This is a genomic window from Candidatus Omnitrophota bacterium (genome assembly GCA_014728045.1).
Classification (GTDB): domain Bacteria; phylum Omnitrophota; class Gorgyraeia; order Tantalellales; family Tantalellaceae; genus WJMH01.
Window position 1 is genome coordinate 31761 of sequence record WJMH01000020.1, and the last position, 14311, is coordinate 46071.

Sequence of the window (14311 nt, forward strand, 5' to 3'; positions counted from 1 at the left end):
ATGGCGGCCGTTACGCAGAATAATGGCCGCTTTTTTTGTGATCTTTCCAAAATATTTAGTTAGTCCAACACAAAGCCAGAACTCTATAAATATGTTGACTTTTATACGAAATGTGATAAAATTGAAATAGTGGGCGTTAAAAAATAAAAAAGCTAAGAGCCAATTTTTTTTAAAAGAAAGCCATTATAATGCGGCGTTCAAAAATCATTACAACCATCATCATTTCTTTGCTGCTTATTCCATTCTTTGCAGCCAGAGCCCACAGCGTAAGCATACAGACGAATTTAGATTCAAAGTTCAGCGGACTCGCCCTCAAGGAGAAGATCAAGGGGGGAGAGGCTGTTTATTCTTACAGGTCCGTTGACAGGGGTTTTTACAACAGTGAGATGACCGCCCTGAAAAAAGCGGTAAGCGATGAGCCGGGCCTTGCTGAGATGCATTATAACAGCGGCGTTGCTTCCGCGATGAAGGGTAATTATGATGAAGCCATCGACAGCTTCAGGGTCGCCGCTTATCTGAAACCCAGATTCAGTGATGCCTATTACAATCTCGGGATCCTTTACGGGGCCAGGGCAATGTACGATGAGGGAATAGAATCTTTCCGGAGGGCGGCCGATCTCACGCCTGACTCGGCGCAGACCCATAATAATCTGGGAGTACTTTACGGACTCAAGGGACTCTACGAGAAAGCCGTATCCGAATATAAAAAGGCTCTTGAACTTGACCCCGGTTATGCCGACGCCCACTATAATCTTGCGGTCGCTTACGGGGCGCTGGGCCAGAAGGACCGGGAGATAGCCGAATACATCAAGGCCATAGGCGTGGACCCTTCCTTTGCTGAAGCATACAATAATCTCGGCATAACCTACGGGGATCTCGGTTATTCGGAAAAAGAGATCACGTGTTACCGCAAGGCTATAGAAGTCGCTCCCGATTACGCGGATGCTTATTACAACCTGGGTGTCGCTTACAGCGCGCGCCAGATGTACGAAAAGGCGATAGAACAGTTCCGCAAGGCATTGAGCTTTGATGGGAAGCTTTTGGACGCGCATTACAATCTCGGTATCGTCTACAGCCTTAACGGCAGGTACGATAACGCCATAATGCATTTCAATAAGATACGTGCGGCGAGGCCGAACTACGCTGAAGTTTATTACAATATGGGGCTTGCCTACGCGTACAAGGGCCAGTACGGCGAGGCAATAGCACAGATCAAGAAGGCTGAACGGATAAACCCCGATTATATCGACGCTCATTACGCCCTTGGTCTAATCTATACCGCGAGGAAACTTTATGATAAGGCACTCGCCGAGCATGAAAGGACAGTGGAGCTGGCGCCGGGTTTCGCGCAGGGGTGGTATAATCTGGGCATGGTCTACGGCCTCAAGGGGATGAGGCAGGAAGAGATCTTTTCTTATGAAAAGGCCGTTGAGATCGACCCCTTTTACGCGGAAGCTTACGTTGACCTGGGTGTAGCCTACGGAGAAACGGGGCATATCGACAGGGAGGTATCCTGCTATAGAAAGGCCCTCGAAATAGACCCGGGTATAGCCAAGGCCCATTACAATCTCGCGGGCGCTTACCGGCAGAAAGGGATGCACGAGGAGGAGGTAAGCGAGCTTCTGGAGGCGATAAAGGATTATCCGGATTATACGGAAGCTTATTTCGAGCTGGGTTCGGCTTACGCGGACATGGGGTTTTTCGGCAGGGCCATCAAAGCTTATCTTAAGTCCATAGAGCTTGATCCCGGCCAGGCCTTAGCGCATTACAATCTCGGCGTGGCCTACGGCCAGAAGGGGATGCGCGACAAGGAAGTTTTCCATTACAAGCGGGCTCTAGCCATCGATCCTTCTCTTGTTGAAGCTTATTACAACCTCGGGGTCGTTTACCATATCAACGGTCTCTATGAGAAGGAGATAGCCGAGTATAAAAAGGCGCTCGAGATCGATCCGGAATTCATGCCCGCTCACACTAATCTTGCGGCGGCCTATTGTTTTAACGGGCTTTATGAAAAAGCAGAAGACCACGCCAAGAAAGCCATTTCACTAGATCCTTACAACGCCGCGGCTTATTACACCCTGGCGGTCTCCTGTTTTTACAAGGATGAGTACGATGATGCCGTGACGAGCTTCGCCAGAGCCCGTCAGCTGGGATACAAGGCCGATCCCGAATTCGCCAAGGCGCTAGGTAAGCGCTCTGGCGAAAAAGGCTTTGAATAATTCAGGTCGCTCCCGGGAGCGACTTTTTTACAGCCGGACGAGTTGAAGAAATATAAAAAATATATTGACAAAAACGCAAATCAATGCTAGGATTGATTTTGTGGTTCTTTTAAAGGTTTCAAGATAAAGGTAAACCTGCCGCGAGGCAGGGACACAAAGCCACGGGTGCCGAAATGTATTCTGCATAGCCGGGTTGCCGATTGCCTTGTAATTTATGTAACAAAGGCCAGCAGCCCGGTTTTTTTATTGTCAAGGACGGGTCTTATGCCCCAAACAAGCTGGAAACAGCAATACCAATACAGAATAACCCCTTACCGGGGGATCGGATGGGCCAGGTATAACAGATCTTTAAAGATCTTTACCTGGCTTTTACTTTTTATTTTTACCTTCGAGCAGGCCGGACTGGCCGGCGACAGGGTGCTCCATAAATACACATATTCTGTAGCGAAGGAACTTCTATCGGATGAAACAGAGATAAACAGTATGGGGCGTATGTCCATGCCTTATCTTTTGCGTGCGCAGAAAAAGCATGAACAGATCATACGCACTAAAAACCTTATCGAAGAAGAAGCTATACTTTTTCTGGATAATTCCCCGAGGTCATCTGACTACGAAGAAACCACACCCTTGAAGAAAAAAGCTTCATCGGAGAGTGCCCCGGAAAAACGTATTGAGTATACCCTTTCTGATTACGGCGAGAGCGGTTCCCCCCAGCAGATATCAATATATTCTTATGGCGAGAACGGCTCTGTTCTTGCGAGCGTTACTTCCTATGACATTCGTGATGTTAGCGCTGATAAATGGATCAGTACCGGACTCGAAGAGATCTCCGAAGAAGATGAGGCCAGGGTTATGGCCAGTTTTGAGCAAGGGGATTATAAAACCCTTACGGAAGAAATGATCGTCAAAAAGGTTGCCTATTCCGGTAAGGAAGGGGAAGAACGGATAAATTACGTTCTTTCGAGTTACTGTAAGGGTAAACCCGAAGAGGTTTCTTTATATGTTTATGAAAAGGAAAGGAAACTTACCGAAGTAAATACTTATGACGTTTCCGGAATGACCTCCGCTTATACGAACGACGAGTGGAAGAGATTCATTGAGGAAAAAGAAGATGAATGGAAACAGGATGTCGAGTCTAAGGGCAGGCTCACCAGGAAGGCAGTCTACGAAGGTGAAAGCGGGGAAGAAAAACTCGTTTACGCTTACAGCGAGTATGATGATAAAGAAAAACCCGGCAGGATCGACTGTTATGATTACAAGAGCCTCAGGGCAGGTCCCTTGAGGAAGACCCGTGCATATAACATCAGGGGATTGGATATAGATGAGAGCCTTGATGATTTTCGGGCGGGTCTTCAAAGCTGCGAAGAGAGGCTCTTGACAACGACGATATACACCGGAGAAGAAGATAAAGAAGTGATCGACCATGTTCTGGGAGGCTATTATCCTGATGATGGTGTTTACAAACCTTCCAGAAGGACGGAGTATCATTATGACCGGAACGGCCGGTTGCATTTGACCAGAACATATTGCATAAAGGGTGGGGTCAGGATACTCAGGCGTTGCAGCGAATTCCGTGGTCTTAAGGGCAAAGAGGTGGTCACCCTTTCCTATGATTACGAAATAGACGGCGTTACTCTGAACAGCGCGAGCCTTTATGAATATGATCTTGGGCCGGATGCCGATAACCCTCATGCAGGGGGCGACGGTAATAAATATACGCTCGACAGGATCACCAAATACGTGGGCGCTGATGACCCGCATGACTTGGCGGGCGGGAAAATAAAGGAAGAGTCATATTTTGACGGTCCCGAAAAAGATGAATATATAACATATTCTTTTGTTTTTGATATTCTGAGCGAGAATACTCTCTTGCGTAAAGAATATCTTTATGAGCGGTCAAAACTCGATGAAGTTAATATATACCGCACGGAAGGTAGCGACCGTTCATATGATACCGCAAGTGGTACAAGGGTATCTTACATGGGTTATTCAGGTTATGAAGGCCGGGAACAACTGGATATTACCATTAACTACGATCTGGCAGGACGCTCTATTAATAATACTACCTATATCTATCGTCCTGACGGGGCATTACAGCGGACGGTGACAAAAGATGATGCCGGCAGGGTGTTGTCCAGGACCTTCTATCAGGGCGGGGGCGGACAGGAGAAAAGGACCCTTACCGGGAACTATGACCTTGCCGGTAATACCGTTTCGCGGGTTTCGTACGAATATGATGTTACCGACGCATTGAAGATGAGCACTACTACCAACGCCGGGGGCAGCAAGATATATGAGACATCATACAGGGGCATAAAAGGCAGCGAAAAATCCTCTTCCCAGACAAGGTTCGATCTGGCAGGTTCGGTGATCAGCACGGTTGAATATCAGTATAACTCAGCAAATGCCCTCTCAAAGACGGTGTCCAGAGACAGTTCGGGCAGGGAGCTTTCAGAGGTCTTTTACGAAGGCCCAGAGAATTACGAGGATGTCGTCAGATCGGAACAGTACGATCTTGAGGGAGGGCTTTTGACCGTTACTGAATATGTCTATGATGAGGCGGGCGCCCTGGAACGGACCGTTACCGAGGGGTTCACCGACCGGGAAAGGAACGATTGGCGGAGATTATCAAAAACCGTATATGCAGGCCGTATGGGCCGTGAAAAGGTCCGGGAGATCACCGGTTATGATTATCTGGGTAATGAACTTACGGTTACGGGATACCATTACGCGATCAACGGCGCTTTAGAGAAGACCCTTACCAGCGGGGCAGACGGTATGCTGCTGGCTGAGACCCTTTATGGGGGTGATATGAGTTTTGAGAGGAGCGAGAGTTCCATCGAATACGATCTCGAGGGAACGGTCCTGTCCGATTCAACATACATATATGATGCCAGTGGCGCCTTGTCCGCGACGGAGACGTATGATCACCTTGACAGAAAGATCGCTAGGTCAGTGTATCAGGGCCAAAAAGGGTCAGAGAAGATACGCTTTTTAGAAGGGTATGATTCCGCCGGCGGGACAATAAAAACTACAAGCTATGATTATGATCCGGACGGGTCGCTTTCAGCAACTACAGTTTATGATAAAGACGGCGTAAAAGTTTCTGAGACGGTCTTCAGGGGCCTGATGAACAGAGAAAGCGCTTATTCCATGAGATCGTTCGATGACGAAGGTCTCGAGGTAGAGAACCGCACATTTTACATATACGATCCTTCCGGGGCTCTTTCCGGAAGCTTTACAAGGGATAATGAAGATAACCTGGTATCCGAGACCGATTTTGAGGGGCCCAAGTCAAGAGAGAAGCAAAGTATATCCCGAAGTTACGATGCCGGCGAGGCGCTGGAGAGCATTTCCCATTATTCTTACGCCGATAACGGAGCTCTTTTCAAGATATACACGAACGAAGCCGATGACCAAACACTTTCATCCGAAACCTATTATCGCGGCCTTTCCGGTTATGAAGTATCCGATTTCACGCTCAATTACCGGGAAGACACGACCGTAAGGAGCAGCACTTACTATTTTTATACTACTTTCGATGAAGTGTCATCTTCCCGCAGGGTGGTAAGAGCGGAAAACGCCTTCCGGGAAGATCCTCTTGCAAGGGCGCAGACCTATGAAGGAGGTGGTCCTGATGGGGTTACTACCGGGCTGCTCCTTCAAAGCATCGCTTATTATAAAGGCGGGAAAAACAAGGAAATAATCGATTTTTCTCAGGAATACGGCTTCAAGCCGCATGAACCTGATGAAAGACAGATAAAAAGTACTATTATCTATGAATACGGAGATAACCGCCAGCTCAGGGCCTCCTATACATATTCCGGCGGAAGTGAAGCTTCCAGAGATACCGATGCCCTTAAAAGGAGTTATTTATCCAGGTATGAAGGCAAACGGGGCAAAGAAAAGATCTGTTACATGGAGGGTACGACCTGTGAATACTATATGGATGATTATAAACAGTGGGACTATTTCATAAGAACGGATTTCACCTATGACGATGAGGGGAGGAATACGGGCTATTTTGAGAAGATTTTCTCTCCGGATACCGAATGGGACTGGTCAACCGAAACAGCCGGGACTCTTATCGGTGCGAAAAGCGTAAAGTTCTCCGATTTTGACGAAAAAGACAGGTATCGCAGGATCGAGAAAGTTTTCTATGACTGGACATCTTCAGGCGAGGCATACGATTTCACGGAGAACGGCAGGAAGACCATACAGCAATCCTTTGAATATGATGCCGATGATAATATAACCAGTTACCTTGAAACGGATATAGATCCTGATGAGGGGACAAGACGGAACAAGTTCGTTTTCCAGGGATATACCGATAAAAAACCCGCTACGATCATTTCACTGGAACTTGACGAAGGCTACCAGGAAACCGGCGATTACTTCAAAAAGAGTCAGATAGAGTATGATGAATATGCCCGTATCAAAAGTTATTCGGCTGCAAGCTGTTCAGAGGGCACGGAAAGTTATTCGGAGATATTCGACATCCAGTACGACAAGGACCTGGTCCTCAGCGAGAAAGTGAGAACAGAGGGCGAATTCTTCTATTTCGGACCCGATCATTCGTTGAGGGAATACAAATATGATATCAGGAAAAACGTCGAGACGACAGTATTGACCAACGGCGATTATGTTACGGTCACCGATTCTGAAGGCAGGAATATATATTTCGAATGGTCGCCCGATATGGCTCCATACCGGGAGACGGATTTCACCAGCCTCAGAGAGCCAGAGGGTGCCGGCCCCAGATCAGCGTCTCTGGCGCCCTCAAGCCCGGTCGCAGACGCTCTCAAAGAAGCGAGAAAATGTCTCGCTCCCAAGGAAATAACAGGTCCTACCCTCATCAGTTTCACGCCAGAGGGAGAAGTTGACCGTATCACTGACACCAGAGGCAATGTATTCGAATATGCGGATAACAGGCTCACCCAGTTACGGGACAATGACGGCAATGTCAGGGCGAATGTTTTTTATGATACAGCGGATGATGTTCTCACCGTGCGGATGGAAAGCCAGGTCGATGGGAGGAAAGCGGTAAACACCTATGACGCCGACATGAGGCTTCTTTCGGCCGAAGTGGAAAGCGCGCCGGATAAAACGGAGAAGAAGGAGACCTATCATTATGTAAAGGAAGGCAGCAAGGTCACAAAAGCGGTGATCCATCGCGAGTTCTCCGAAGGAACATCCTGGATAAGGGTGGACAGGATAGAGCTGTATGATCTCGAAGAAAGGCTTTCGGAGATATACGTGCATTCGGCGGATCCCGATGGTAAAAGTTCGATCTCCAAATGGATAGCCGGAGATTATGACGGAAAAGACAGACCGCTCTCCTGCCGGGAGGTCAGGCTGGATTCGCTTCTTTTTGATCTTGAAGGATATACTGACGGTGACGGCCTGACCTGCCAGGACGAAGCGTTCGGTTATATCTCAGAATACATCTCCGGCGGCGATCCCGGTCTTGACGAGAGTGATGTACTGGTCTTTGGCGATAAAGAAGTGCTTTTAACCGACCAGTGCTGGTCGGCGACATATCTACCTGACGGGAATATCGCTACCACCAGAAAGACCACCGACCGTTTCGGGTACGCACCTCGTACCAACGCGGTCAACTGGAGCGATACCCAGCACAGTTTCACGGTCAACGGAAGAGAAAAGGAAGGCCTGGCGGGCAGCACATGCGGATTGGTGTATGATACCGGGACCGATTACCTTGACAGCTGTTTCAGCGAGTCCATAGGCGGGTCGGATCACAGGCTCATTTATTCGACGCATCTATTCAATGAACAGATCGACCTAAAAGAGATCTATTACGCGATGGACCTGACGGTCAGGACCACTTCGGGAGCCTCCGCCAACGAAGGGGAAGCATGGACGCATCTTGAGGTGTTGCGGGTCGATGAGAACGGAGATATAAAAGTCGATAATAACGGCAATCCCTTATGGGAAAAGCTTGAGAATGACTTCACCGAGTGGCATTTCAACGCCAGCGGTGATAAATATTCTTCCATGAACGGCAGTAAGATCGCAGAAGGGGTCATACCTGTCGACCTTGAGGGCGTAAAGGGCCTTCGCCAGTATGTCAGGCTCAGGACAAGGCATGACGTTAACGATGCCGACGGCGGAAGTGAATACGTCAACTGCAAGCTTTATGACCTCCAGGCTGTTACCGGACAGGCTGAAGGGTATGACTTCGAGAAATACTCTAGTGCGCAGACCAACCTTACGGTCGAAGAATATGACGATAAGAACAATATGCTCAGCTACAGCGAGGTCAAGCTCGAGGATAACAGCCCTGCCAATTGTAACGGAGTGTCCATACCGGAAGACACGGTACGGACCGAAACGGACTGGCAGACGAGCTATGAAGTCGACCGTACTACCGGGTTCGAGCAGACAGTACGCACCCGGCATATTACTGATGAGCCTGATGGGCTGGATATCACCGAGACCATCAATAGAGAGGATATCGTCTACAGCAAGAACAATATTACCGGATATGTGGAAACTATCAGTGATGACTCCAGCAGTATCGTCACCACAAGGGCGGTTTCCGATATTAGCTATGAAAACGGCAGGATGAACGGTTTTACCGAGTTGACCGAAAGGACCGGACCCGGATTGTCCAGTTCCACGTTCAATAGAAGGAGTCAGCTTGTTTATGACGGGTACGGAAGAGAGATCTACTGGGAGGATCTTTACACCCCCGATGTCACAGAATACGTCAAGTCGGACGAACTGAACCAGATATGCCTGAACGACGAGGACCTTAAGGCCCTTACCGATGCAGAGCAGATACGCTGGGCGCAACAGGCGGGATGGCGGATTTATGACGAACTTGAAGAATACCGGCCCTGGAGGAGGACTACTGCCGTTACAGCTTTCGATGAACTGGGCAGGCACGCGGAATACCTGGAGACAGAGACCGGTTACAAGGATGTTGGCTCCGGCAAGCCCCGGGAGGAGCAGGAAAAGACCGTTAAAAGGCTCGCGACTGTATACAGGACGGGTAACCAGCTCAAGAATTATGTGGAAAGAATAAAGATCATCAGGACAGCTGACGCATCCGTGGTAAAGGATGAGCTTAATGCTGTAGGCACCATCACTTATAACGAGTTCGGTCAGAGAATGAGCTACTCTTCCTGGGCGGACGGGGAGTCCTCCAGGGTGGACACCTCAAGATATAATGCCCTCGGACAGCTTGTTGAGACCTATACACGCATAGACGCGTATAGTTATTCGAAGAATTATTATTTTTATAATGAAGCGGGCGGTATTTCCCGCACAAAAACATATTATCATTTCCATAGGGAAACCGAGAAAAGCGACAGGAACGGTACATACAGGATAACCGAGCATTACGATAAGACCGTCTGGTACGATAAATACGGAGAGAAGACACAAGAGGACGTGAACCAGTACGTCGATGTGCAGGTAATAAGCACGAATTTCTGGTCTGATTTTTTCGGAAGGACCATTATCAGTGTTATAAGTGCTGTTCTTAACGCGGTCCCTTATATCGGCTGGGCGCTTTCACTGGTGCTGAATTCGAGTATCGCTCTGGCGAACGGTACTTTCGACATGCTCTCGCTGGGAACGCAGCTATTGTCGGCGGGGTTGGGCAGCGGTTTCGGGGGGCTTCTGGGGTTCTCGCCCATGCAGGAAGTGATGAACATGACGCCTCTGGGGGAATTTCAGAATCTCTGGGCAGGTATCGGTCTGGGCGAGTTTACCGAAGCCGGCTTCGGGACTTTCGAAAGATTCGTTTTTGACGCACAGGTAGGCGCGCTTCAGGCCATCGTTGCCGAGGGCGTTACAGAGGTAGGCAGGCAGAATGAATGGGGAACTTTCCTCACGTCTGCTGTAGCAAGCTTCTCCTCCGCCGCGGTTGGCTACACGTACGGCGGAATTATAGGCGACAGGGGTTCTTTCAATAACATGGGTAAATTCCTGACCGCGACGGCCATTAAATCCATAGCGGAGGCTTCAATAAATAAATATGTCGAAGATAATCCTTCGGTATGGACAAGGGCTATTTCCCCGATCGCAAGATCCGCCGTAAGCCAGCTCTTCAGCGCGCCTAAGGCGGAGCAGCGGAAAGGGAATAAGCTCACCCGTTTAGTGAACGGGTTAAGGACAAAAGTAGTTTCTTTATTTAAGGGGGTCACCGAATTCGCCGGGGGGCTTTTCGGTCTTATCGGCACTCGTCAAAAAGATACGGGCCGGTCCAACCTGCTTCGCTTCGAGGGGTATAAGGACGGGGAAAGTTACATGGTATTCGACCTTGTGGACGAACTTGAACACGAGGCCGGAGCGCTGGTTGAGTCGCTTGCTTCCCGCGAGGGGATATCGACCTTGAAACAGAACTGGCTTGTGGACGGGAATCAGAGTTTACAGTTCGCTATGACCGCCGACGGCGAAAGATCTTACCTGATGGGAGACGCCGGATATGACGGCCTGAAGGGAGAGGCTCTGGAGTGGTTCGAACGGGCCGGTTACGGGGTAGAGGACAAGGCGGAACTTGAGCTTAACCTGAAGACGGGGGATCTATTCATGTTCCTCCAGGTCAAGGACGCGGTTTCATTTATTGAATCTTCTGATGAGGCGGGAAGGGAAGACCTGTCATTCCTCAAACAGACCGTTCTGGACGCCGTGGGCAGCGCTGATAAACTGAGCGGCCTGGAGATAGTAGTTAAGATCAACCGCTCGGGGAGTGAGATCGTCGGGGCGCTCATGCGCGTAGACCCGGCCCAGATAAAAGATCCTTCTCTTTCGGCCGAAGCCGATCAGTACCTGGCGAAGAACTTCAGCGGTCTGAGGCAGGGCCAGTTCGATCTTGTTCTTGAGGTGGATCCCGGCGCGAGGGAAACGAAAATACGCGGTCTGGCGTTGAAACTTGACCGGGTAAGCGTCAACAAGCTCCTGGACGACCTTAAGGAGCAGACGCCTAAACTGAGGAAACTGGCGCATGAAATAAAAGGTCTTGTCGAACTTGCTGACGGACAGATAGCGAATTTTGAGAACATAGAACTGGTAGTTGGTGAAAAAGGCGAATACGAGATTCATGCGAAGATCCGGTCGATCCATCTGGTTGAATTGCCCGGGCTGATGTCGAAACTGGGCATAGAAAAAGGTACCCCCGCCTTTAACAGCGTTATAAGAAAACAGTTCACCGATTTCACCGTGTTCGTCGAGAACGGTGCGTACGCGGCCGATCTTTCCCTCAAATGCCAGCAGTTCGAGAAGGTTTTCATGCGAGTAGGCGATACGGTCAGGAAAAGGGATTACAAGGGTCGCCCCGTCTGCGAGAAAGTATATGATAAGAACGGCGAACTTATCATGGAAAGAGAATATTCTTACAAGGTGCCCGAGCTTATGAAAGCCCTTCCCGGGGTCGGTTCATACGTTAATATATTATCCCGCATAAACGGTGCGGCAAAGGCGGTCATGACGGAGACTTTCTTTGTGCGTTTCGATGACGGGACGGTAAAGCGCCTCAGCAGGTTCAGCGAGGGCATAATGGTATGTGACATGTTCGTTCCTGACGTTGATTCCGGGGCCGCGTTCGAAGACCTTGATGGCTTTGCGGGAGGTAATTTTGATTATATAGTCGGCGATACGGTCATCCCGTTTTCCATAGGGGAAGATAGTGTTATACGCGGACGGTTACCCTGTGCCGCCATGGGGCTTGAGGTCGATCTGGGGGGGAAGGGTTTTGCTGCCAGCTCCATGGGCGTGAGGCTCGAAGGATCCGAGCTGGTCGTTGATGGCGAGGCACTTTTAACCGTTGACGGTCGAGATCATCAGGGCGTCTGGCTTATGGAAACGGATGAGGATGTAACCGACGCCATGTTCCTGTACGACGGTGCCGGTTTGAGCATAAACGGGAATAAACTGGTCGTTGAGCATGGAGATGCGTTCTTCAGCTCCGTACGGCGGGATCTTGACGGGAAGCTGCTGCCTCTTATTGAGAGCCTAGACGAGGGCGCGGTATCGCCTGATATGGGGGGTACCCTTCTTGAGAAAATAGGCGATGCCATCGTCCCATACGCGCATGCCGATAGCGTGCCGGAAGTAGTGACTTCTTCAGAGCTGATTTATGGCTCTCGCCCTGAAGGGATAGTGCCCGTTTCAGGCGCTCAGGGCGCCACGGTTACGGTGAATGTCCAGCAGAATTTATATAGTATAACCCCGGATGGAAATATTGTGCCGAACCGGGGTGCTTTTGAGATCATAGATGGGAAAATTCTGACCGGGGAAAATTGTAAACTTCTGCGTGACAATAGGAACTTAAAAACGGAACTCCCAGAGGCGGAGGTGTTAAAAAGCCAGTTGAAGCCTGATTTGCCCGGAAAAATAGGCGAAGCGACAGTTGGATCGTTGATGGGTATTTTGAAATTGGAAGCTGGGAAAATCGATACCGATTTCCTCCCTGTCACATTGCGCGAATTAACGGCGATTTTGAGCGTTTTGCAATATGTGGTAAACTCTCAAAATGCGGATTTTCAATTGCAATTTTCGCAAGATGTTGTGCAAAGCTCAATCGACTTACTGATCGTAAGTTTAAATGGTCTTAAGTCAAATTACGCTGCCAATATAACGGTTTTTAAAGAGAATGTAGAAAGGTTTATCGCGGCAGGGTTGTACGCCTCGAAAATATTATATGCAATGATTGGGGGGAAGGGTATAACGGTTTCAGGCCTGAAAGCCGGCGTAAACTTGATAGAAAGCACCTTAAGCGGCATTTCGGCGGGAGAGGAAGTAAGTCTGGGTACGACATATCAAGGCTTGATAAAAGAGGTCCTGTATGATGGGCTTGTGGGCGAAACCGTTGACTTAATGTTAAGAAGAGAATCAGTTAATATCAAGTCTAGGCTTTTCTATTCCGTTCACAACCACGAGTTGAGAGACAGATTATATGCCGAACACATGTCGGTAACAAGTTCGGTTTTTGGTTTTAGCGAAGGATTTCTGGCCGGTGGCGTCGAGAGCGCGCTAGGGCTGGCGTCGGTAGGTGTTTACATAGTAAGGCATCCCGTAAGCGCGGCGAAAAAAGTATTTTCACTTTCAAGTTGGAAAAACCTGTGGCGTGCGTTTTATTCCAGCGGCAGGGAATATGCTGAGCGTCTGGAGCTTGCCACTCGTGAAGGAATAGGTATAATTGCAGGTAACAGGGAGAAGGGTCGTATAGTTGGTGAAATAGCAGGCAGTATGTTTGTTTTTGGAAAGATAGTTAAAGGCATGAAGTCGTCTGCAAGTACAATTGGAGGAAGAGCTAATGGGATTTTTAGCAGGATTATGGAAAAGATCGGTAAAGGCGCGGGTGGAAAGACGCTTGAGGGGTCTGCGAACATTAAGGGTGGACTTGGACAAACGCTTTGGGAAGGTTGGACGGGAATACTTCGAAGAACACTTGAAAAAGGTGGAAGAATTTGGGAGACGCTGCGAGGAGCGGATAAAAAATTGGGAAAACCTGTCGGTCAAGGAAGTCAAAAAGGAAGCAAAGGATTTGGGGGAGGAGGCACTGGCTATAGACAGGCAATTGGCGGATCTAGAGAAGGAATTAACACAGCGCTCAAAGGAATTAACACAGCGCTCAAAGGAATTAACACAGCGCTCAAAGGAATTGGACTTACTAGAAGCCGATTATACAATTTGGGAAAAACGCTTATTGGAATTACGAAAGAAATCGCGGAAGCCTATATCAGCGAACAGTCCGATAACACGATCGCCGGAATTAGAGGAAAAACGCCAGAAATTATTGAGGGAGCAAGAAGACTTGGTCAAGCGCGGCAAAGAACTTGGAGTGGAACCGGTCTACGGCCAGGATGGCTGGCTTACGGGTTAGGACCGCTCGCGCTTTTTTCCATGACAACCGACGCGACAATCAATTTCAGCAGGGGAATAGCCGGTTTTCTCTCCCCCGACTTCATTGATCCCTCCTCAAGGGGCGCGAACTTCTGGACGGGGGTATATGAGGATGTGAGTGCTGGGTGGGACGTTGTAAAGGATTTAGGCGATAAAGTAGTCGATTGGAGCGTTCAGATATACGAAAATGCGGAAACGGATATGCAGGCGCGCAAAGC

The 14311-nt window shown here is 49.1% G+C and carries 2 protein-coding genes and 1 riboswitch; both genes read left to right on the plus strand.

Annotated elements, in window-relative coordinates; genetic code table 11:
• Positions 1–188 precede the first annotated feature (188 nt).
• Positions 189–2219 (plus strand): tetratricopeptide repeat protein, encoded by a 2031-nt coding sequence (locus GF409_07385; GenBank protein ID MBD3427031.1) that lies wholly within the window; start codon positions 189–191, stop codon positions 2217–2219.
• Positions 2220–2337: 118 nt separating this feature from the next.
• A riboswitch (cyclic di-GMP riboswitch) is annotated at positions 2338–2420 on the plus strand.
• 63 nt (positions 2421–2483) lie between these two features.
• Positions 2484–14311 (plus strand): hypothetical protein (locus GF409_07390; protein ID MBD3427032.1); only part of this gene is annotated, 11828 nt, incomplete at its 3' end.

Coding starts and splice junctions, on each gene's coding strand:
- GF409_07385 (MBD3427031.1), top strand. CDS start 189: ATGCGGCGTTCAAAAATCATTACAACCATCATCATTTCTTTGCTGCTT.